At 60.0% G+C, this 22,327-nt stretch carries 21 protein-coding genes; 9 read left to right on the forward strand and 12 right to left on the reverse strand.

The window, feature by feature from the left end; all coding sequences use genetic code 11:
* Positions 1-18: 18 nt before the first annotated feature.
* The 4 genes from fecA to JZ00_RS13510 form a co-directional block, all read right to left on the reverse strand.
* A complete protein-coding gene (fecA, locus tag JZ00_RS13495) occupies positions 19-2,358 on the reverse strand; it encodes a TonB-dependent Fe(3+) dicitrate receptor FecA (RefSeq protein ID WP_039591614.1) in 2,340 nt (779 codons plus the stop codon).
* Between the two features lie 110 nt (positions 2,359-2,468).
* Complete coding sequence (locus JZ00_RS13500) at positions 2,469-3,428, reverse strand: FecR domain-containing protein (RefSeq protein WP_039591612.1); 960 nt, start codon at positions 3,426-3,428, stop codon at positions 2,469-2,471.
* On the reverse strand, positions 3,425-3,913 hold the full coding sequence (locus JZ00_RS13505) for a sigma-70 family RNA polymerase sigma factor (RefSeq protein ID WP_039591611.1): 489 nt from the start codon (positions 3,911-3,913) through the stop codon (positions 3,425-3,427). Before JZ00_RS13505 ends, JZ00_RS13500 begins: the two co-directional genes overlap by 4 nt.
* A gap of 129 nt (positions 3,914-4,042) precedes the next feature.
* Positions 4,043-4,918, reverse strand: a complete 876-nt coding sequence (locus tag JZ00_RS13510; RefSeq protein WP_039591610.1) for a helix-turn-helix domain-containing protein — start codon at positions 4,916-4,918, stop codon at positions 4,043-4,045.
* Between the two features lie 136 nt (positions 4,919-5,054).
* Here JZ00_RS13510 and JZ00_RS13515 point away from each other — a divergent pair, with 136 nt between their 5' ends.
* Entirely contained in the window at positions 5,055-5,957 is a 903-nt protein-coding gene (locus JZ00_RS13515; protein WP_039591609.1) for a DMT family transporter, read from the forward strand.
* Positions 5,958-6,017: 60 nt separating this feature from the next.
* Here JZ00_RS13515 and JZ00_RS13520 read toward each other — a convergent pair whose 3' ends face one another.
* From JZ00_RS13520 to norR, 5 genes are all read right to left on the reverse strand, one after another.
* Positions 6,018-6,989, reverse strand: a complete 972-nt coding sequence (locus JZ00_RS13520; RefSeq protein ID WP_039591608.1) for a 2-hydroxyacid dehydrogenase — start codon at positions 6,987-6,989, stop codon at positions 6,018-6,020.
* Between the two features lie 199 nt (positions 6,990-7,188).
* Complete coding sequence (locus tag JZ00_RS13525; RefSeq protein ID WP_039591607.1) at positions 7,189-7,938, reverse strand: YkgJ family cysteine cluster protein; 750 nt, start codon at positions 7,936-7,938, stop codon at positions 7,189-7,191.
* Positions 7,939-8,017: 79 nt separating this feature from the next.
* A complete protein-coding gene (locus JZ00_RS13530; RefSeq protein ID WP_039591606.1) occupies positions 8,018-8,344 on the reverse strand; it encodes a hypothetical protein in 327 nt (108 codons plus the stop codon).
* Between the two features lie 128 nt (positions 8,345-8,472).
* Positions 8,473-9,375 carry a chemotaxis protein CheV gene (locus tag JZ00_RS13535; protein ID WP_039591605.1) on the reverse strand — a complete coding sequence of 301 codons (903 nt, stop codon included), beginning with the start codon at positions 9,373-9,375 and terminating at the stop codon, positions 8,473-8,475.
* A gap of 135 nt (positions 9,376-9,510) precedes the next feature.
* Positions 9,511-11,064, reverse strand: a complete 1,554-nt coding sequence (norR, locus tag JZ00_RS13540; protein ID WP_039591604.1) for a nitric oxide reductase transcriptional regulator NorR — start codon at positions 11,062-11,064, stop codon at positions 9,511-9,513.
* A gap of 150 nt (positions 11,065-11,214) precedes the next feature.
* Here norR and hmpA point away from each other — a divergent pair, with 150 nt between their 5' ends.
* From hmpA to JZ00_RS13580, 8 genes are all read left to right on the forward strand, one after another.
* Positions 11,215-12,396 (forward strand): NO-inducible flavohemoprotein, encoded by a 1,182-nt coding sequence (gene hmpA / locus JZ00_RS13545; protein WP_039591603.1) that lies wholly within the window; start codon positions 11,215-11,217, stop codon positions 12,394-12,396.
* A 311-nt stretch (positions 12,397-12,707) separates the two neighbouring features.
* Positions 12,708-13,217, forward strand: a complete 510-nt coding sequence (locus JZ00_RS13550) for a disulfide bond formation protein B (protein ID WP_039591602.1) — start codon at positions 12,708-12,710, stop codon at positions 13,215-13,217.
* 786 nt (positions 13,218-14,003) lie between these two features.
* Positions 14,004-14,951, forward strand: a complete 948-nt coding sequence (cyoA, locus tag JZ00_RS13555; RefSeq protein WP_039591600.1) for a ubiquinol oxidase subunit II — start codon at positions 14,004-14,006, stop codon at positions 14,949-14,951.
* 3 nt (positions 14,952-14,954) lie between these two features.
* Positions 14,955-16,985: a cytochrome o ubiquinol oxidase subunit I gene (gene cyoB / locus JZ00_RS13560; protein WP_039591599.1), complete on the forward strand. Its 2,031-nt coding sequence runs from the start codon at positions 14,955-14,957 to the stop codon at positions 16,983-16,985.
* Positions 16,986-16,988: 3 nt separating this feature from the next.
* A complete protein-coding gene (locus tag JZ00_RS13565; RefSeq protein WP_039591598.1) occupies positions 16,989-17,615 on the forward strand; it encodes a cytochrome o ubiquinol oxidase subunit III in 627 nt (208 codons plus the stop codon).
* On the forward strand, positions 17,616-17,951 hold the full coding sequence (cyoD, locus tag JZ00_RS13570; protein WP_039591596.1) for a cytochrome o ubiquinol oxidase subunit IV: 336 nt from the start codon (positions 17,616-17,618) through the stop codon (positions 17,949-17,951). It abuts the gene before it with no gap.
* Positions 17,952-17,962: 11 nt separating this feature from the next.
* Positions 17,963-18,850, forward strand: coding sequence for a heme o synthase (gene cyoE, locus JZ00_RS13575; RefSeq protein ID WP_039591595.1), 888 nt, complete (start codon positions 17,963-17,965; stop codon positions 18,848-18,850).
* Between the two features lie 217 nt (positions 18,851-19,067).
* The gene (locus JZ00_RS13580; RefSeq protein ID WP_039591594.1) at positions 19,068-19,382 is read left to right on the forward strand and encodes a helix-turn-helix domain-containing protein; all 315 of its coding nucleotides are present in this window, start codon (positions 19,068-19,070) and stop codon (positions 19,380-19,382) included.
* A 192-nt stretch (positions 19,383-19,574) separates the two neighbouring features.
* On the opposite strand, the gene JZ00_RS13585 is transcribed toward JZ00_RS13580, so the two are convergent.
* The 3 genes from JZ00_RS13585 to JZ00_RS13595 all read right to left on the reverse strand — a co-directional run bounded on the left by JZ00_RS13585 (position 19,575) and on the right by JZ00_RS13595 (position 22,230).
* Entirely contained in the window at positions 19,575-20,279 is a 705-nt protein-coding gene (locus tag JZ00_RS13585; protein WP_039591593.1) for a hypothetical protein, read from the reverse strand.
* Positions 20,280-20,399: 120 nt separating this feature from the next.
* Entirely contained in the window at positions 20,400-21,143 is a 744-nt protein-coding gene (locus tag JZ00_RS13590; RefSeq protein WP_039591592.1) for a DUF72 domain-containing protein, read from the reverse strand.
* A 73-nt stretch (positions 21,144-21,216) separates the two neighbouring features.
* A complete protein-coding gene (locus tag JZ00_RS13595; RefSeq protein ID WP_039591591.1) occupies positions 21,217-22,230 on the reverse strand; it encodes a sensor domain-containing diguanylate cyclase in 1,014 nt (337 codons plus the stop codon).
* Positions 22,231-22,327: the final 97 nt, after the last annotated feature.

Here is a 22,327-nt window from a genome sequence, read left to right on the forward strand (position 1 = left end):
CGATCCTTCGAGATCGGGTCAGAACGCAACGGAAGTTTGCACATACAGCGTGCGCGGCTCCCCGACATATTTGCCGCGGTTGTTATCGTCGAACGAGCGGGTGAAGTACTGGGTGTTGAAGATGTTCTTCACACCCACCGCGACGTTGAGATCCGACAGTCGTGGGCCGAAGTCATAGGCGGCGCGGCTGCTGAACAGCATGTAACCGGGAATATTGCCGGTGCTGCCGTCGGCACTTTCGGCTCGGGTGTTGGCGTTGTCTGCGAATTGTGCGCTCTGGTAGGTGCTGTCCAGGTTCAGCTTCCAGGAGCCTTCTGTGTAAGCAACTCCCAGGGTGCCTTTATGCTTCGAGGAGAAGGGCACCCGGTTGCCCTTGTTCGGGCCTTCCTCGCGGATAGTCGCGTCGACGAACGCATACGTGCCATATACATCGAAACCGGCCAGTGCCGGGTCAAGGCCTTCGAGCGCGTAGCTGAAGCTGGTTTCGATGCCTTGATGGCGTGTCTCGCCACGAGCGATGACCGAATCGTTGGTCTGATTGCTCTCATACTGGTTATCGAAATTGATCAGGAAAGCGCCAATTTCCGCCCGCAGATTGCCATTGTCGTAACGGGTGCCGAGTTCCCAGGTGCGAGCCTTCTCCGGCTTCACTTCGCCGCTGCTCACGCGATTGGGCATCTGGCTGTACTGCACGCTGCCAAATGAACCTTCGGTATTGGCGTAAAGGTTCCACTCATCGTTTACGTGGTACAGCACGTTAAGCGCTGGCAACGCGGTGTTGTAGTCGCCCTTGTACTTCACATTCGTCAGGTTGTTGGTTTGCTGCGACTCGATCATTTCATAGCGAACACCGGGCGTGATGGTCCATTTGCCAATGTCGATCCGGTCATCGATGAACAATGCGTTGGCCTCGGTGCCGCCACGCGTATCCCGATCGTTGCGGCTGGAGGTTGTGGGCAGTTCATTGCTGGCAATGGGCGTGCGGTAGCGCAGCTCATGACCGGCCTCGTTGATGTAGCGGTAGCCGATGCCGACTTCATGGCTGGTCGGGCCAAGGTCAAAGCCCTGGGCGAAACGGGTTTCCAATCCACGCACCCAATATTCGCGGGGCGACAGGGACAGGAAGGTGCCTTGGTCCAGGTAGCCACTGCGCAAGGTCTTAGTAAAGAAAGTGCTGGCAGTGAATTCCCGACGGTCCTGCTGGTAGCGATAGCCGACATTGACCAAGGTGCGACGGCCCCAGAACCGGTCGTTCGGACGCGTGGATTGATACGGGTCGGCATCGTAGTCGGCCACGTTCAGGCCGCCGGGCATGTCGGCTTCACCTTCGTAATACTGGGCCATGGCGTTGAAACTGTTGGCCTCGTCCAGTTGGTAGTTGCCCTTGAGGACCAAGTCGTCAATTTGTGTGTCGCTGTGTTCACGCCAGTCACCGCCGCGCGTGCCGGAATACAGCAGGGCACCACCGAGGCCGTTGTCTGCGGTTGCGCCGGCCAGCAGGTTCGATGACGTCTTGAAGCCGTCGTGGCTGGAGGACGGGCTCGTCTCGGTCTGGAAACCACCCTTGACCGTCGGTGCGTCGGGAATCGCCCGGGTCACGAAGTTGACCACACCACCGACGTTCTGCGGGCCGTAGCGCACTGCACCGCCGCCGCGCACGACATCCACCGCGTCCATGTTGCCCATGCTGATCGGCGCGAACGACAGTTGCGGCTGGCCGTAAGGGGCGAAAGGCACCGCAATGCCGTCCATCAATACCGTGGAGCGAGAGGCCAGGCGTGGGTTGAGGCCCCGGATACCAAAGTTCAGGGCCATGTCGTGGCTGCCGGTGCCGTTGTTTTCCGGTGCGTTGACGCCGGGAATGCGTTTGAGCACATCCCGCGCCTGGGTTGCGCCCTGGCGTTCGAATTCTTCGCGACGGATGACGTCACGGGCGCCGGGGTGTTCGAATACGTTGGCTTGGGCGGCGTCGCCGAGCCAATCGCCCACCACGGTGGTGGTTCCAAGGTCCAGCGAGGCGTCCGTGGTCGGTTGCAGGCTGAAAGCTTTGTCTCCCTCGGGCCGGGCTTGCAGGCCCGTGCCTTCAAGCAGCGCGCTCAGCCCTTGCTCTGGGCTGTAGTTGCCTTCCAGGCCACGACTCTGCAGACCTGCGGTTGTCTGCGATCCAAAGGAAATCAGCACCCCGGCCTCGCGTCCGAACTGGTTGAGGGCATTCTCCAGTGACGAAGGTGCGATGTGATAGGCCTTGGTATCTGCAGCCAACACGGCAGGCAGTGCGACGAAACTCAAGCTGGCCCCCAGCAACAGTTGACGCAGGGTACGGGCGAGCGGGGTGAGACAGGTGGGTTGCTGCGGCATGGATGAGGTTCCCGAGAAGGTTGTATCGAAGTGCTTTGCTTCTCTGTCACCCGAGGTGTGGAAAACGGCTCACTGGCGCATCATTTTTTTCAGGAAGCGTGGCGATCGATTCAAGCGCGAGCCTCGACCGTGACCCAGTAGCGGGTGAACCGACGTACTTTTACCGGCAGGCTGACCTCCAGCAGGTCGAGGATTCGTTCGCTGTTGTCCAGCGGATACGTTCCGGAAATCAAAAGGTTGGCGACCGCTTCGTCGCAGTGCAACTGGCCGCGTCGATAACGGCCGAGCTCGTCGAGAAAGTCCGCCAGGCGCATGTGCGCGGCCACCAGCATGCCTTCCGTCCAGGCACCGCTATTGGCGTCCAGCGCGGTGACGGGCCCGGTGCCGTCGATGCCAAGGGACACTTGCCGTGACGCCGTCAGCAACAGAGCCGGGCCATGTCGGCTACGAATGTCCAGGGCGCCTTCAAACACCGCCACCTGGGTGTGGTCCGGATACTCGCGGACGTTGAACCGGGCGTCGCGGCTTTCCAGCAGGCCATGGGCGGCCAGCACTTGCAGCGGCCTTGGATCCCGGGCGGCGGTGAGCAATAGTTCGCCTTCCAGCAGGCGGATCAAGCGGCGTTGAGCGTCGAAGCGAACGTCTACCGCGCTGCCGCTGTTGAGCTGCAACTGGCTGCCGTCATCCAGCATCAGCCGTCGGCGTTCGCCCACCGGGCTGCGAAAATCGGCCATCAATGGCGGCAGCAGTTGGCGTTCACGCAGGCCCCAGGTCAACGCCGAGCCAGCGCCAAGCACCAGCAACATCTTCAGCGCCCGACGTCGCGCCGCCGACTTCGGTGCAATGAGGGCCGCATGGGCCAGTGGCGGTGACACGCTGCGCAGCCGCTGATTGACCCGCTGGATATGCTCCCAGGCGCGGCGATGTTCGCTATGGGCAGCGAGCCAGTGTTCCCAAGCTTGCTGCTTGCGGGTATCGAGTGGGCCTTGCTGCATTTCCAAGAGCCAGTGCACGGCTTGCTCGGCGACGTGTGCACTGACGCCCGGCGCGCCGTTGATCGGTGGCGTCATAAGGCGAAGTAGCAGCGCATCGCTGCCTTGTTCAGATGACGCTTGACTGTCGCCACTGAAATCCCCAATTCGCGGGCGATCTCGTTGTAGGTCAGGCCATCGACCTGGGCCAGCAGAAACGCCTGCTTGACTGCCCGCGGCAACCCATCGAGCAGTTGGTCCAGTTCCATCAGGGTTTGCAGGATGATTGCCCGCTCCTCCTCCGACGGCACCACGTGCTCCGGCAGTTGAGCGAGGGCATCGAGGTAGGCGCGCTCGAGGTCCTGGCGGCGGTAATGGTTGAACAGCACGCGCTTGGCAATGGTCGTGAGAAATGCACGGGGCTCAAGAACCGGCTGCGGATCGCGAGCGGTCAGTACACGCATGAACGTGTCTTGGGCAAGGTCGGCGGCGCTGTCGGGGCAACCGAGTTTTCTTCGCAACCAGCCGTTCAGCCAACGGTGATGGGCGTTGTAGAGCACTTCGACGGTGTGTGCAGGCGGCAACGAGAAACATCCCGACAGCGCAGAGCTGTGCTAGAGAACAAGAATTGTTCGCATTGTAGGGGTGCAGTGGTGGCTACGGCAATCGGGATGAGTGCCTGGTCGTTTCATTTGGCCGGGGCACGCTGGCGCTTAGCGCAAGAACGCCTGTCGATATTCCCCGGGGCTTGCGCCCATGGCGTGGCGAAAACGGTTAGTGAAATGACTGGCGCTGGCAAATCCGCAGGCCAACGCTACGTCGCCCAAGGGCCGGGAAGTGCTGCGCAGCAAGTGCCGCGCGCGGGCCAGGCGCCGAGCCAGTACATATCGGTGGGGTGGCAGCCCGAAACTTTCGCGGAACATCCGCGCAAAGTGATATTCGGACAACGCGCACAGCGCCGCCAGTTGCCCGAGACTGATGGCCTCGGCCAGGTGGCTGTCGACGTAATCCACCAGCAACCGCCGCTGGTGAGCTGCCAGGCCACCTTTGAAGCGAACGCCTTGGCGCTGGCCGACCTGGCTGAGCAGCAAGTGGTTGAGCAGGTCATGGGCCAGGCTGGTGGTCAGCAGCCGTTCCGCGGGTTCGTTCCAATTCAGCGCGATCAACTGGCGAAAGCGCCGGGCCTGTTGCGGATCGTCGAGGAAGGTTTCCTCGTGTAGCTGCACTTGCCGAGGCTCGCGGTCCAGCACGGTGATGCAGCCAAGGGCGAATTGTTCAGCGCTGAAATACAGATGGGCGAGGCGAATGTCGCCATTGATGACCCAGGCCGACTCATGCCCGGCCGGCAGGATGCAGAGCTTGTCCGGTGCACCGGTGGTATCGGGCCGCTCGCGACGAAACGTTCCGGTGCCGCCCGCGATGTAGCACGACAGCGTATGGTGCGTCGGCGCTTCGTAGTCCCGGGCGTCGTGGTGATTGGTCCACAAAGCGGCCGCCATGCCGTCCCCGAGCTCGGCGCTGTGCTCGAGGCGAGCATTGGGCGAGCTGTTGAGCGCTTGGAAGACTTGTAGGGTTTGCAGTGTGGACATGATCGGTTCTCCAACGCTTGCATCCTACTCCGTAGGCCGTTCCCTGCCAGCCCATTACTTATAAAAACCGCAAGTTTACGCAAGCGCCAGGCAGGCATCGGCGGGAGACTGGCCGCCACTGCCTGGAGTCGCCGTCATGAACCTCTCGTTGTACCTGCTTACCGTGCTCATCTGGGGCACCACATGGATTGCGCTGAAATTGCAGTTGGGTGTGGTCGCCATTCCGGTTTCGATCGTTTATCGCTTCGGCCTGGCCGCGCTGATCCTGTTCGCGATGTTGCTGCTCAGCCGCCGCTTGCAGGTGATGAACCGTCGCGGCCACTTGATCTGCGTCGCCCAGGGCCTGTGCCTGTTCTGCATCAACTTCATGTGTTTCCTCACCGCCAGCCAGTGGATTCCCAGTGGATTGGTTGCCGTGGTGTTCTCCACCGCGACCCTCTGGAACGCCTTGAATGCCCGGGTGTTCTTCGGCCAACGGATCGCCCGCAACGTGTTGCTCGGCGGCGCCTTGGGGCTGTTCGGGCTGGCGTTGTTGTTCTGGCCTGAACTGGCCGGTCACCGCGCAAGCCCGCAGACCTTGTTCGGGTTGGCGTTGGCGCTGCTGGGGACGTTGTGTTTCTCGGCGGGCAACATGCTGTCGAGCCTGCAACAGAAGGCCGGCCTCAAGCCGTTGACCACCAACGCCTGGGGCATGGCGTATGGGGCGGCGATGTTGTCGGTGTGGTGTCTGGTCCAGGGCATCCCATTCGACATGGAATGGAATCCGCGCTACATCGGCTCGCTGCTGTACCTGGTGATACCAGGGTCGGTCATCGGCTTCACCGCCTACCTGACACTGGTTGGACGCATGGGCCCGGAGCGGGCGGCGTATTGCACGGTGCTGTTCCCGGTGGTGGCGTTGAATGTCTCGGCTTTTGTCGAGGGCTACCAGTGGACGGCGCCGGCATTGGTGGGATTGGTGCTGGTGATGCTGGGTAACGTGCTGGTGTTTCGCAAGCCACGGCCGGTGGCGGCGAAAGTCGCGCTGGGTGCTCGTTGAGGCATAAGGTCTGGCGATCATCCCGTGGCGAGGGAGCAAGCTCCCTCGCCACGGTGTGCTTCATTTCCAGACTTGCGGGTTGACCAGGTTCTTCGGCCGCTCGCCCAGCAATGCACTGCGCAGGTTCTCCACGGCGAGATTGGCCATGGCTTCACGGGTTTCGTGGGTGGCCGAGCCGATATGTGGCAAGGTCACGGCATTGTTCAATTGGAACAGTGGCGATTCGGCCAGCGGCTCTTTCTCGTAGACATCCAGCCCGGCGCCGCGGATGCGGTTGTTCTGCAACGCTTCGATCAGCGCCGGCTCGTCCACCACCGGGCCGCGGGAGATGTTGATCAGGATGGCGCTCGGTTTCATCAAGGCCAGCTCGCGTTCGCCGATGAGGTGGCGGGTCTTTTCGCTCAATGGCACTACGAGGCAGACGAAATCCGCTTCGGCCAGCAATTGGTCCAGCGAACGGAATTGAGCCCCCAACTCATTTTCCAAGTCGGCCTTGCGGCTGTTGCCGCTGTAGAGGATCGGCATGTTGAACCCCAGGCGACCCCGTCGGGCAACGGCCGCGCCGATATTGCCCATGCCGACGATGCCCAGGGTCTTGCCATGCACATCGCTGCCGAACAACTGCGGCCCGACTGACGCCTGCCACTGTCCGGCCTTGGTCCAGGCGTCCAGTTCGGCGACGCGACGGGCGCTGCTCATCAGCAGGGCGAAGGCCAGGTCGGCGGTGCTTTCGGTGAGCACGTCAGGGGTATTGGTGAGCATGATCCCGCGTTCATTGAAGTACGCCACGTCGTAGTTGTCATAGCCCACCGACACGCTGGATACCACTTCCAGTTTCGTGGCGTTCTGCAGCTGCTCGCGGCCGAGCTTGCGGCCGACACCGATCAGTCCGTGGACATGGGGCAGGGCTTCGTTGAACTGCGCATTGATGTCGCCGTTCGATGGGTTGGGCACGATCACATCGAAGTCCTGTCGCAGGCGCTCGATCATGGGAGGCGTGATACGGCTGAAGGCAAGTACGGTTTTTTTCATCGTGCAAGGCTCATCTGCATGGAATACCAAGCACGCTAACATTCCTGGCGCGGGTTAGGCGAGAGGGGACAGTGTTATTGGTACGCCTGGATATCCCTTGTGGAAGCGAGCTTGTCCGCGAAGGCGCTCTTTCGGCTTGCATCGACAGCGACTGAACCACCGCTATCGCGAGCTCGCTACCAACGGGATTCCCAGAGATTCATGCAGCCCGCAGTGAAATAAAGGCGTAATTGACAGGGGTTTCCGTGACCACCCGCGCGCCACTGGCCGTGACCTGGCTGGCAATGTCATCCCCAGACAAATGGAACTGCCATTCACTGGCTTGCGACTGCAGTGGCTGCGAACGGGCCTGGTCGATGGCTTCGGCGAACGCATCCATGTTCGGCAGGTACGCCGTGAATCCGTCACCCTTCAGTGCAGTGGTGTGAATGCCGAGTGACGCACAAATGCGTTCCTTCATCCCGATTTCTTCACGATCGGCCTGGCGCGAGCGCTCGATCAATTCGGCCAGTTCCTGGTCCACCAATTTGCCACCGACGATCAACTGTGGCCCCGTTTCCCAAGACTCCGGCGGGCAATCCTTGGCGGCCACGTTGAGCGGGATGTGCGGATTGATTTCCATGGGGTAGATGCGGCACACCAAGGGCCTGCGCTCGTAGATGCTGCACAGGTTGTCAGCGTCCAGGTTGTGGCAGGGGCCGGCGTTGTAGGCGGCGAAAGTGATCGCCACCAAGGCTTGGCTCGTGCCGCTGCGCACGACTGTGGAGCGCCGTTCGGCGTGCTCGCGTTGCGCCATTGGCAGGCCGAGGCCATTGGGCAGGAAGGCTTCCACCAGGACAATCACTTGTCCACCGTCGCTGGCCCACATCCTGGCTTCGTCGAGCGTCAGCGGAACATGGTGGCCGGTGCAGCATTTACCGCACCCAACACAGGAAAACGTTGTATTCATTCATTGACCGCAGGCAATAGGCTGAGGGCGGCGACAGAAAAACGCCGTGATCAGCCGAGCGAAGCAAGTTGTGCGCCATTCACCGAGGAGTGCTGGCCGGGCGGATCGAGTCCCATTCGGTCACGACGGCGGTCTTGGTCTTCTTGCGATAGAGGCACAGTTCGGTGCCGGTCGCGCCGTTCATGTGTTTCTGTGGGTACTGGCCCTGCAACAACACTGCGGTGTAGCCCACGCGATCATCGAATTGCGCGGCGGTGCCGACCGGTTCGGCGTTTTTCAATCCGCTGGCCTTGATGCAACTGGCGAGTACTTTTTTGTCGTAGGCGGCCCAAGCGTCGGAGCTTGAAGCATGAACCTGTGCAGACAGGGCGGTCAGGGCGAGGAGAATCAGGGCGGGGGCTTTCATCAGGAAAATCCTTGTTCTGGGGTGAACAAGAGTATGCCAGAGATTGAAAGAACGGCTGGGGCTGGGGGCGGATCCGGGCTTCGTTGCGCTTGGAGGCGACAACGAAGCCAGGATCGGCTTCGGTGAAGTCAGCGACCTTGTTCGGCAACGGCCTTGGCCGCCGTGATCAGGCACTTGGTCAGCTCGGGCGAAGAGAACTTGGTGAGTACGCCATTGGCGCCGGCCAGTCGGGCTTTCTCACTGTTCATGGCGCTGTCGAGCGAGGTGTGCAGCAGCACATAGAGATGAGCGAAGTCGGGCGTTTCGCGCAGGGTGCGGGTCAACGCGTAGCCGTCCATCTCCGACATCTCGATGTCGGAGACGATCAGGTTGATCTCCTGCGCAGTGCCTTGCAGTTCCAACAGGCAGTCGATGGCTTCCTTGGCGCTGCGTGCGGTGTGGCACTGCAGGCCCAGGTTGCGCAGAGTATGCACCGACTGTTGCAGCGCGACCTGGCTGTCATCGACCACCAGGATTCGTGCATTGCCGAGCACTTCGGCGTCTTCCATGCTCAACTCGGTCGGCGCCGTCTCGATTTGCGCCGGGGCGATGCCGTGGATGACTTTCTCGATATCCAGCACCTGAACCAGGGTGCCGTCCACCGAGGTTACGCCGGTGATGAATGCGCGCACGCCGCCGGAGCCGTAGGGCGGTGGCTTGATGTCCGTGGTCAGGCAGTGGACGATCTTGCTCACGGCCTGGACATGCAAGCCTTGTTTGGAGCGGCTGACGTCAGTGACGATCAGGCAGCCGCCGTCCGGATCTTCAAGGGGCCGCTCGCCAATGGCACGGCTCAGGTCGATCACCGACAAGGATGCCCCGCGCAGTGTGGCGATGCCTTTGACGTGCGGATGCGACTCCGGCAGCTTGGTCAATGGCGGGCAGGGAATGATCTCACTGACCTTTAGCAGGTTGATCGCCATCAGCTTGCCGCTGCGCAAGGTAAAGAGCAGAAGCGAAAGGGAATCTGCGCGGGCTTTGTTGGAGGACATAAAAACCTTCTGTGGAAAAAGGTGGGGCGAGCATGAAGGTCGCCAAGACAGCTTTTGATAACGGGTTATCGACTTGTTGGGGACAGGCTTTAGGGCGAAAGGTATCGACAGCTGATTACCTCGGCCGGGATGCCGCTACTTGAGTCCCAATCGCTTTGCCATCCGTCCCAGATTGGCCCGGTCCAGGCCCAGCTCCCGAGCTGCGCTGGCCCAGTTGTGCTGGTGGCGTTCCAGGCAAGCACTGATGATTTGCCGCTGATAGTTTTCCGTGGCCTGGCGTAAGTCACCGGTCGTTGCCAGCGAGGGATCGGGCGCCGGGCTTGCGGTCGGCGCGCTGTTGCGGTTGGCGTGAGGCAAATCCAGGTCATCGGCGCTCAAGCTTAGAATCTTCGGTCGTACCGGATGGCTGCCCAATGCCTTTAGCGCGCTGCGGCCGATCAGGTGCTCCAGCTCGCGCACATTGCCTGGCCAATCGTAGGCCAGCAACGCGGCCTGGGCATCGCTGGTCAGGCGCAGGCTGCCCAGGCCCATGCGCGAACGGTTCTGTTCGAGGAAAAAACCGGCGAGAAGCAGCACGTCACGCCCACGGTCACGCAGTGCGGGCACTTGCAATGGGTACACGCTCAGCCGGTGATAGAAGTCGGCCCGATAACGGCCGTTGCGCACTTCTTCAGCAAGGTCGCGATTGGTCGCCGCGATCAGGCGCACATCGACGCGGTGTTCCTTGTCCGAGCCCAGGCGTTGCAATTGCCCGCTCTGCAGGACGCGCAACAGTTTGGCCTGGACAGGCAAGGACAGCTCACCCACCTCATCGAGGAACAACGTGCCGCCATCGGCCAGTTCGAACTTGCCGCGCCGGTCGTTGGTGGCTCCGGTGAAAGCACCGCGCACATGACCAAACAGCTCGCTCTCCACCAGCGTGTCCGGAAGGGCGGCGCAGTTGAGACTGATCAGCGGTTGGTCGGCACGGTTGGAGGCGGCGTGAATGGCCTGGGCGACCAATTCCTTGCCGACCCCGGTTTCGCCGGTGATCAGCACCGTCAGGTCACTGCCACCCACCAGCTTGATTTCTTCCACCAGGCGTTTGTGGGCCTTGCTCTGGCCGACCATGTCGCGGTGCTGCTGGCCGCTCGCCTGGCGATAGATCTCGGCGCGGTGATGCTCGTCCTCGGCCTTCAAGGCCAGCCGCTCGATACGTTCGGCTGCGCTGACCGTGGCCGCCGCGAGACTGGCGAAGGCTTGCAAGGCGCTCAGGTCGATAGGCTCGAAACGTTCCGGGTCCAGCGAATCCAGCGTCAGCAATCCCCAGGACTGCTCGTCGACGAACAGCGGACAGCCCATGCAATCATGGACTTCCAGGTGTTCATCCAAGCCTTCGACCAGCCCATCGTATGGGTCGGGCAGGTCGCTGTCGGCGGCGAAGCGAGTCGGTTGCGCATTGGCTAGCAACGCTTCGAAGCGGGGATGTTCGCTGATGCGGAACCGGCGCCCCAGCGTGTCGGTACTCAAGCCGTCCACCGCCAGCGGCACGAGGCAATCCCCATCCAGGCGCAACAACGCCGCGGCGTCGCAGGGCAGAAGGGCTCGCAAGGCGACAAGCAAGCGGCGGTAGCGCTCGCCCTCCGGCAGCTCGCGAGACAGGTCCGCCACCAGGGGCAGCAGCGAGGTGAGCAATGAGGTTGCGGTCATAATGACTCCATCTGGTCGTAATGACTATAAAGCCAGCCGTGTCATTATGACTATTAGTTTATTAAGCCACTGAAAAACAAAGATAATTTTTATGGCATGAAAAGTGATGAGTCTAGGTATCAGTTATCTGTGCCACGCGAGGAGTTACCCATGCTGAGTCGAGAACAACGCGCCATTATCCGTTCCACCGTGCCTTTGCTGGAAAGCGGTGGCGAGGCGCTCATTACTCACTTCTATCGCATGATGTTGTCCGAATACCCCCAAGTGCGCCCGCTGTTCAACCAGGCTCACCAGGCCAGTGGCGACCAACCGCGAGCGCTGGCCAACGGTGTGCTGATGTATGCGCGGCACATCGACCAGCTCGATCAACTGGGCGACCTGGTGGCCAAGATCGTCAACAAGCACGTGGCCCTGCAGATCCAGCCGCAACACTACCCTATTGTCGGGGCCTGCTTGCTGCGGGCAATTGCCGAGGTGCTGGGCGAAGAGATCGCCACCCCTGAAGTGATCTCCGCCTGGGGCGCGGCCTATAACCAATTGGCCGATATCCTGATCGGCGCCGAAGCGGGCCTGTATGAGCAGAAGGCCGCGGCGCCGGGCGGCTGGCGTGGGGAGCGGGCATTCGTCCTTGTCGACAAGGTAAAGGAAAGCGCGGAAATCACTTCGTTCTACTTCGAACCGGCAGACAAAGGGCCCATCCTGCAAGCTGAGCCAGGCCAGTACATCGGCATGAAACTGCTCCTGGATGGCGAGGAAGTCCGCCGCAACTATTCGCTGTCGGCCTTGGCGGGCAACGGACAGTATCGCATCAGCGTCAAGCGCGAGGCGGGCGGTCGCGTATCCAATTACCTGCACGACGAGTTTCAGGTGGGCAGCAGTATCCAATTGTTCCCGCCGTCCGGGGACTTCTACCTCACCGCCAGCGACAAACCGCTGGTGCTGATCAGTGGCGGCGTCGGCATCACGCCGACCCTGGCGATGTTGCAGGCGGCATTGCAAACCGAACGTCCGGTGCATTTCATCCACTGCGCACGCAATGGGCATGTGCACGCGTTCCGTGACTGGATCGACGATCTGGCCAGGCAGCACCCGCAACTCAAGCGCTTCTATTGCTATGACGAGCATGACGGCACAGGTCCGGTGGCTGACAAGGTTGGGCTGTTGAGCCAGGAGCAACTGGCGCAATGGCTGCCGGAGCAACGTGACCTTGATGCCTATTTCCTCGGGCCGAAGGGTTTCATGGCGGCGATCAAGCGCCATCTCAAGGCGTTGGGCGTGCCGGCGGAGCAAAGCCGCTATGAGTTCTTCGGGCCGGCTGCGGCGTTGGAATAATCGCTGGGGCACTCCAGAAGACCGGGTTGCCCTTATCGCGGGCAAGCTCTCCTACAGCAGCGTCCACAAGGTTGTGACGCTGCAATGAACATTGTGTCGCGAGCCTGCTCGCGAAAGCGTCGGCATGACCGACGCTGCCCGGCGGTTCCCTCCCACCGGAATTAATCCGCGCTTAACCCCCTTCCTGTTTATTCCCCCTCGATACTGCCGACTGCCGCACGTTCATGTTCTGCGTGTAGACTTCGGCCATCCGACAGCGCGCCAGGTCCGGTCATGCGGCGCGTCGATCCATGTAGATGAAGGGAAACGCAATGAGTGAGGAAATGATGCGGCTGGGCCGTGAGCGGCGCTATCTGGTGTTGCTGGGGTTGATCTGCCTGGGACTGATCGGCGGCGCGCTGTATATGCAGGTCGTGCTGGGTGAAGCGCCATGCCCGCTGTGCATCCTGCAACGTTACGCGTTGTTGCTGATCGCCCTCTTTGCCTTCATCGGCGCCGCGATGCGCACCCGTCGCAGCCTGACGATTTTCGAAGGGTTAGTCGTGCTGTGTGCGTTGGCCGGCGCGGGCGTGGCGGGGCATCACGTCTACACGCAGTTCTACCCGGCGGTCAGCTGTGGCGTCGACGTGCTGCAGCCGATCGTCGATGAGCTGCCGCTGGCGAAGATCTTCCCGTTGGGCTTCCAGGTCGATGGTTTCTGCTCCACCCCGTATCCGCCTGTCCTAGGGTTGTCGCTGGCACAATGGGCGCTCGTGGCATTCGTGCTGACTGCCGTGCTGGTGCCTTTGCTCGTGTCGCGTAATCGCAAAGCCATTCGCTGAAGTCATTCTTAACAGGCGCCCCGGTTTCTTCATTTAGAGCCGGGGCGTTTTTCGTTTCAGGGTTGCCCAGGATCAGCCTTGATCCTGGGCAAGAATGCCCTGCGACGATGTGCGACACGTTGTCACACATCTTGCCGCCAGCGTCCTTCCAAGCGGCGAATTGGCGCTGCAACCTGTAACAAAAAAACGGCCTGGAATCCCCCTCGACCGCAATATTGTCATCTTCCAAGCAGGCATTTTTAACAGCGAAGCGCCATATCGCCAAGGCCCCGTAAAACGGGCGCATGCCGGCTGCGAAAGCTCGCTGATAACGTGCGCAGCTGTCTAAATCGGGCGTAGTAGCCTTACGTTTTTTGGGGTTCTTGTTGAGAATGAATTTCGATAACATGCTGGCCCGTTGCAATAGCGGCAATAGATTGTTGCCGGATCGGATAAAAATTATTTCGGGTTAAGACATGGTCTCCAACGCCGCAGCTCACTACAATCGCCCGCACCGATTTTCCGACCCGGCTCAGGCTTGAGCACGAGAGTGGTCGAAGGGCGCCAGCGCCCCATGCGACCCCAGGTGTCGGTGCCTCCAACTACCCGCACCAAATGGAATTGGGCTTGAACTAGGCCTTTGACCAACGAATAAGAACTCACTGCTGGCCCAGGATGTGTCGAACAGCGTCTGACGTTCGACGGGCAGCCCTTATTCAATCCAAGAAAAATGCCAACCCTTGGCAGGGTGAAGTGTTGGCGATCAAAACCCAACTGCATTGCGCAAGCTGCTTTAGAGGTCGTGAGATGAGTAAAAACAGGTACCCCCGATTACTAGGCTTGTTGCCGCTGCTCGGCACGTTGCTGCTGGGAGGCTGCAACATGACCCTGCTCGATCCCAAGGGCCAGGTCGGCCTGGATGAACGAAACCTGATCATCACCGCCACGCTGCTGATGTTGCTGGTCGTCGTGCCGGTTATCGTCATGACGTTCCTGTTCGCCTGGAAGTATCGCGCGTCCAACACCAGTGCCACGTACACCCCGAAATGGTCCCACTCGACCAAGATCGAGATCGCGGTGTGGACCATTCCGGTACTGATCATCATTGCCCTGGGTTACATCACCTACAAGTCGACCCACGCACTGGACCCGTACCGTCCGCTGGATTCGGACGTCAAGCCGATCACCATCGAAGTGGTCTCGATGGACTGGAAGTGGCTGTTCATCTATCCGGAACAAGGCATCGCCACGGTCAACAAGATCGTGTTCCCGGCCCACACGCCAATCAACTTCAAGGTCACCTCCGACACCGTGATGAACTCGTTCTTCATCCCGGGCCTGGGCGGCCAGATCTACGCGATGGCCGGCATGCAGACCAAGCTGCACCTGATCGCCAACCAGAACACCGAACTTGAAGGTATCTCCGCCAACTACAGCGGCGCGGGTTTCACCGGCATGAAGTTCAAGGCGACCGCCACCACCCAGGAAGAATTCGACGCCTGGGTCAACGAAGTGAAGAAGGCACCTAAACAGCTTGAAAAAGCTGAATACGAAGCCCTTTCCAAGCCGAGCCAGAACAACCCAGTCGAACTCTACTCGTCGGTCACGCCGAACCTGTTCCAGACCATCATCGATAAGTATGAAGGGATGAATCCGGGCAAGCCGATGCACCACGAGAAGAAAGAGAAGGAAGTGGCCCACAACATGGAAGGGATGGACATGAGCTCGCATTCAGCTGCCGGGGCAGAGGAGTAAACGATGTTTGGTAAATTAAGTTGGGAAGCGATCCCGTTCCACGAGCCGATTGTCATGGTGACCCTCGCCATCATCGCGCTTGGTGGCCTGGCGCTGTTCGCGGGTATCACTTACTTCAAGAAGTGGACTTACCTGTGGACTGAATGGTTGACCTCGGTCGACCACAAGAAGATCGGCGTGATGTACATCATCGTCGCCATGGTCATGCTGCTGCGCGGTTTTGCCGACGCGATCATGATGCGTACCCAGCTGGCCATGGCCACCGAGGGTTCGCCTGGCTACCTGCCGCCTGAACACTATGACCAGATCTTCACCGCCCACGGTGTGATCATGATCATCTTCATGGCGATGCCATTCTTCACCGGCCTGATGAACCTTGCAGTGCCGCTGCAGATCGGCGCCCGTGACGTTGCCTATCCGTTCCTGAACTCCCTGAGCTTCTGGCTGCTGGTGTCCGGCGTCGTGCTGATCAACGTTTCCCTGGGTGTCGGCGAATTCGCCAAGACCGGTTGGGTTGCCTATCCGCCATTGTCGGGGCTGCAATACAGTCCGGGCGTGGGGGTGGATTACTACATCTGGGCGCTACAGCTATCGGGGTTGGGGACAACGCTGACGGGGGTCAACTTCCTGGCCACCGTGCTGAAGATGCGTACCCCTGGCATGAAGCTGATGGACATGCCGATCTTCACCTGGACCTGCACCTGGGCCAACGTGCTGATCGTCGCTTCGTTCCCGATCCTCACCGCTACCCTGGCTTTGCTGACGCTTGACCGCTACATGGATTTCCACATTTTCACCAATGAACTGGGTGGAAATCCGATGATGTACGTCAACCTGTTCTGGGCCTGGGGTCACCCTGAGGTGTACATCCTGATCCTGCCGGCGTTCGGTATTTTCTCCGAGGTCATCTCGACCTTCTCCGGCAAGAAACTGTTTGGCCACCACTCGATGATCTACGCTTCGGGCGCGATCTCGGTACTGGGCTTCATGGTCTGGCTGCACCACTTCTTCACCATGGGCTCGGGGGCCAGCGTCAACGCCTTCTTCGGTTTGGCGACGATGCTGATTTCCATTCCGACGGGTGTGAAGCTGTTCAACTGGCTGTTCACCATCTATCAGGGCCGCCTGCGTTTCACCAGCCATGTGCTGTGGACCCTGGGCTTCATGGTGACCTTCGCCATCGGCGGCATGACCGGCGTTCTGCTGGCCATTCCGGGTGCTGACTTCGTACTGCACAACAGCCTGTTCGTGATCGCGCACTTCCATAACGTGATCATCGGCGGCGCCGTGTTCGGCTACATCGCAGGCTTTGCGTTCTACTTCCCGAAAGCGTTCGGCTTCAAGCTGCACGAAGGTTGGGGCAAGGCAGCGTTCTGGTTCTGGATCTCGGGCTTCTTCGTCGCGTTCATGCCGCTCTATGCACTGGGCTTCATGGGCATGACCCGTCGCCTGAACGCCACCACCAACCCTGAGTGGGTGCCGTACCTGTACGTTGCCATGTTCGGCGCGGTGATGATTGCAGTCGGTATCGCCTGCCAGCTGATCCAGTTGTACGTCAGCGTGCGTGACCGCAAGAAGCCGGAAAACATGTGCGAACACGGTGACCCGTGGAATGCCCATACCCTGGAATGGTCGACTTCTTCGCCACCACCGTTCTACAACTTTGCCGTGCTGCCAAAAGCGGACGCCATCGATCCGTTCACCGAAGCCAAGGAAAACGGCACCGCGTACCAGGCCCCGGCCAAGTACTCGCCGATCCACATGCCCAACAACACCGCCACTGGTGTGGTCATGGGCGGGCTGTTGACCGTGTTCGGTTTCGCGATGATCTGGCACATCTGGTGGCTGGCCATCGCCAGCCTGGTCGGCACCGTGGTGTATTTCGCTATCCATGCCGCCCGTGACGATCAGGGCTACATGGTGCCGGTGGATGTCATCGAGCGCATCGAAGCCGAGCAGCACAAGCGTCTGGTCGCGGCCGGGAAAGTCCCTGCCACCGCCACCCGTGTTGAAACCTCGTTGGAACAGGCTTAAACCATGTCGAACTTAGTGACCAATGTTGGACACGCCCATGGTCATGACCATGGGCACGATGACCATCACCACGACTCGGGCGAGATGACCGTATTCGGTTTCTGGCTCTACCTGATGACCGACTGCATTCTGTTTGCGTCGATCTTCGCGGTGTACGCGGTGCTGGTTAACAACGTCGCCGGTGGCCCGTCGGGCCACGACATTTTCGAACTGCCTTATGTACTGGGCGAAACCGCTCTGCTGCTGTTCAGTTCGATTACCTACGGCTTCGCGATGCTGGCGTTGTACAAGGGCAAGAAAACCCAGGTCCTGGGCTGGTTGGCGATGACCTTCCTGCTGGGCGCCGGCTTTATCGCCATGGAGATCAACGAGTTCCATATCCTGATCGCCGAAGGCTACGGCCCTAGCCGCAGCGGTTTCCTGTCCGGGTTCTTCACCCTGGTCGGCACCCACGGCCTGCACGTGACCAGCGGCCTGATCTGGATGGCGATCATGATGTACCAGGTCCAGAAAAACGGCCTGACTGCCACCAACAAGACGCGCCTGAGCTGCCTGAGCCTGTTCTGGCACTTCCTGGACGTGGTGTGGATCTGCGTATTCACCGTTGTTTATCTGATGGGGACCCTGTAAATGGCTAACGCTCATTCCCATGATGGCCACGACGCCGGCCACGGCAGCGTCAAGTCCTACGCCATCGGTTTCATCCTGTCGGTGATCCTGACCGTCATTCCGTTCGGCCTGGTGATGTACCCGTCGCTGCCCAAGAGCCTGACGCTGTGGATCATCCTGATCTTCGCCGTGGTCCAGGTTCTGGTCCACCTGGTGTACTTCCTGCACCTGGACCGCTCGGCCGCCCAGCGTAACAACGTGATTGCGTTTGTCTTCGCTGCGCTGGTGATCGTACTGCTGGTCGGCTTGTCGCTGTGGATCATGTTCAGCATCCACACCAACATGATGGCGCACTGAGGAAAGTCCGGATGTCACTGAAGCACTTTATCCAAATCACCAAGCCGGGGATCATTTTCGGTAACGTGCTTTCTGTGGCGGGCGGGTTCTTCCTGGCCTCGAAAGGGCATGTCGATCTGGCCATCTTCCTGGCGGCGATGATCGGCACTTCCCTGGTGGTGGCGTCCGGTTGCGTGTTCAACAACTGCATCGACCGCGACATCGACATCAAGATGGAACGCACCAAGAACCGGGCGCTGGTCCAAGGCCTGATTCCGGTGCAACTGGCCCTGGCCTTCGCCACGGTGCTGGGCGTGGCCGGCGTGGCGCTGCTGTATTGGGTCGCCAACCCGCTGGCTGCGTTGTTCGCGGTGATCGGTTTTGTCATCTACGTCGGCCTCTACAGCCTGTACCTCAAGCGCAAGTCGGTTCACGGCACGCTGGTGGGCAGTCTGTCGGGGGCGATGCCGCCGGTGATTGGTTATGTCGCGGTCAGCAACAGCTTCGACATGGCTGCGCTGACGCTGTTGGTGATGTTCAGCCTGTGGCAGATGCCGCATTCCTACGCCATCGCGATCTTCCGCTTCAACGACTACCTGGCAGCTTCGATTCCGGTGCTGCCGGTCAAGCGCGGTATCCAGGTGGCGAAGAAGCACATCCTGCTCTACATCCTGGCCTTCCTCGTGGCGACCTTGATGCTGACCTTCAGCGGCTACGCCGGCATGAGCTACCTCGCCGTCGCGGCTGCCATGGGCATGTACTGGCTGTACATGGCCTGGACCGGCTACAAGGCGGTGGATGACACGGTCTGGGCACGCAAGCTGTTCGTGTTCTCGATCTTCACCATCACCGCCCTGAGCGTCATGATGTCCCTGGATTTCAAGGTGCCGAGTGAGTTGTTGCTGACTTACGCGCCTTAAGCGCCAGAGCTGCAAAAAAAGCCCCGCCTTCGAAGAGAAGAGCGGGGCTTTTTGATATGGGCCATGGCTAGCCGCTGTCATTCGTCGCAATAGATTGTGGCTGGTTGATCTATAGGCGATTTGCCTATAGTTTCTGCCATGCGAACCTTATTTTTTGAAACGAAGAGAAGACGCTCAAGCGCGCCATTGAAGCTGAGTTGAAAGCACGAGGTACCTTATGAAAAAGCGCGATCTGTTTGCCGAGATGATGCAAGGCGTCGAGGAGATGGCCGCTCACCGCGAGGGCAAGATTACCCTTCGCCAGATTTCGATTGAAGACAAGCCGATTCCTGAGGTGTCAGCCCGGGAAATCGTAGCTTTGCGCGACAGGCTTCATATGTCTCAAGCGGTTTTTGCCAAGAGCATCAGGACCAGTCCAGCTACCCTTAGAAACTGGGAGCAGGAAAAGTCCAAGCCCAATGCCCAGGCGGCTTTGTTGATCAAATTGGTTGAGAAGTTTCCGGATATGGTCGAGCGGCTTGGTGCTGTTTGAAAATCTGACAGCCAGGAAAAAGCCCCGCCTTCGAGAGAAGAGCGGGGCTTTTTCATGGACGATATTCGGTCTGTCGACATTTCTGTGGGAGCGGGCTTGCTCGCGAAGCGGTGGGTCAGTTGAGTGGATGTTGACTGACACGGTGCATTCGCGAGCAAACCCGCTCCCACGAGGGGAAAACTCAACCTGGGTTTATTGCTGGGCGATGCTGTAGCCGTCGAAGGCTTTCTGCTGTTGCAGCGCGGTGACGATGCTCTTGCGGGTGACCGGTTGTTCGGTGCCGTCGTTGTCCAGGAAGGTTTCGCTTTCCAGTTCGGCTTCGTCGCCTTCGCCGACGAAGTTGAAACCCAGGAACTCGAAGGCTTCGCGGTCGACGTTCGGCTTGGAACGTGGCGTGCGCAGGGGCAGGGTGACGCTGATGCCGTCCTTGCTGATCACAAAGACCTCGGCTTCCTTCTTGGGCCGCGAGGCCTTGCCCTTGCTGCCGCTCGGGTTGCTGATGGCCTGGTGGGTCTGGTTCAACACTTTCAGGGCCAAGCCGTAGACCAGTTCCTGGAAATCCGGATCGTCCTTGTAGCTGGAGAGGATGCGGCTGATGGGGAAGCGGCTGCTCAGGTCTTCCAGCGCCGCGAAATCGGCCGCCTCGGCGTCCTTGAGTTGCTTGAGTTGGCCCATCAGTTCGTAGGCTTTGTCATCATCGAACGCATCGTGGGCCTGGCGAATGGCGTTGCGCAGTTCGCGGATCTGGTCGCTTTCGCGGTTCGACTGGAACGCATCGAGGACCATCTCGCTGATGGTTTTGGCCTGGGGCAGATGCTGTGAAAGATTGATGGAGTTTTCGTATTCCGCTTTGGACGACAGGGAAACCGGGGATTCAGCGGTATTGGAATCGGACATTGAAATTTCACTACTTCTGTTAGCTGGATGAGGCGAGAAAGGCATTGAGCTTTTTCCGGTCGCCTAATCTATTGGACGCGGGCAGCATTGTCACGGTCGGCGCGGTGGCCGGTACGTATTTCAGTCGCGCATCAGTTCCATCAGCCGCAACGCATCCGGCGTCGCCGCGCCGCTGGCGGTGTTGTCGAAAATGCACCAGGTCGGCGTGGCCGCAGCGCTTTTCAATTGCTCCGCGAGCTGTTTCAGCCAGGCGTCCTCGTAAGGGGAATAGTAGATTCGCGGCGAGCCATGCAGACGGTAATAACGAATGCCACGCCAGCCGGCCGGTCGATCACCTCCCGATAAGGGGGACGGATCTGCGGCCACACGAGCGATCCGCTCGTCCTCCAATATCGCCATGGCCTGCGGTGCGAGCCAGCTCGGGTGTCGGGGTTCGAGAACCGCGTGGCCCTGATATCGATCCCGCAAAACCTTGAAGAAGTGCTCGGCCTGGGTACTGTCGAAGGCCAGCGACGGCGGCAACTGAATCAACAGGCAACCGAGTTTTTCTCCTAGCTGTGAACATTGCCCGAGGAACTCATCCACAAGTCCCTCGCAATCGTGCAAACGTCGCTCGTGGGTGATCTGCTTTGGCACCTTGACCGAAAAACGAAAGTCCGGCGCTACACTGTCCGCCCACTTTGCATAGGTGGCCGGGCGGTGCGGGCGATAGAAAGAACTGTTGATCTCCACTGCCTGGAACCGTGCGCTGTAGCGCTGCAAATGGGTTCCTTCATCAGGAAATGCCGGCCAATATGCCCTGGGCAACGACCAGCCGGCGCAGCCCAGGAAAAGGTTCGAGGAGCGGGGGAGTCGAGTCGCCAATGTCAGAGAACCTGTTGCGGGGGACAAAGCTGTGACCGCAACAAACGGCTCATGGATTCATTCAATTGCTGCTTCAGTTACAGATGACGTTCTTGCCGGCCATCTTGGAGCGATACAGCGCCTGGTCCGCCCGATCCATCAGTACTTCCTGCGTTTCGTCTTCGAGTCGTTGCACCACGCCAAAGCTCATGGTGATCTGGAAGTCGCCCACCGGGAGCAGGTCGGACAGGCCTCGGCGAACGGTTTCAGCCATCAGGACTGCATCGGCCAACGACGTGTTTGGCAGAATCATGATGAATTCATCGCCGCCCCAGCGCACCAACAGGTCACCGTCGCGCTCACAGCGTTTGACCGCCTGCACCACCTGCACCAGCGCTGCGTCACCAAAGGCGTGGCCGTAGCGATCGTTGATGTCCTTGAAATCATCGATGTCCATGGCGATCAGCGACAACGGTTCGCGAAAGCGCTGGGCGCGCTCACAGGCCAGTGGCAGTGCTTGCTCCAGGCGATATCTGTTGGCGACCAGGGTCAGCGCATCGGTTTCGGCCAGCCTGCGGTTTTCGTCGAGTTGGATTTGCAGTTGATGATTGACCCGCGACAGTTCGCGGGTGCGCTCTTCGATGATCGCTTCCAGGGATTTGTTACGTCGTTCGAGTTGCTCGAACAGCCGCTTCTTGTCGTCGATGCTGCGGTGCGCGCCGATCATTCGGGCCACGCTGCCGTCGGGGTTGCGGGCGATCACGTAGCCGCGGTCTTCGATCCAAATATAGGAACCGTCATGGGCCCGGCAGCGGTATTCGGCTTGATATTTCGACGACCGCTGTTCCAGGTAATCGTCGAACAGGGCCATTACCTGGGGGTAATCCTCCGGATGGATCACACTCTCCCACGTCAGCACGGTGTTGCTCAGGGAATGGGGCGTGTAGCCGAGCATCGTGTACCAACCGGGGTTGCGATAGACGAACCCGGTATTGGCGTTCCAGTCCCAAATGCCGTCGCTGACCAGCTCCATGATGGTGTGCAGCACGCTTTCGTCCAGATCGGACAAGTCGAACCGCAGCAAATCGATCTTCGAGGCGTCGTCCATCGTTGTTCCTCAATCAGCCCTGATATCAAAATGCTCTCCAGGCGTGAAGAGTAGCCGATGGGGCGCGGCGTCACTAGCAGCAGACGCAGGCGGGGTT

This window comes from Pseudomonas frederiksbergensis (assembly GCF_000802155.2).
GTDB classification, from domain to species: domain Bacteria; phylum Pseudomonadota; class Gammaproteobacteria; order Pseudomonadales; family Pseudomonadaceae; genus Aquipseudomonas; species Aquipseudomonas frederiksbergensis_A.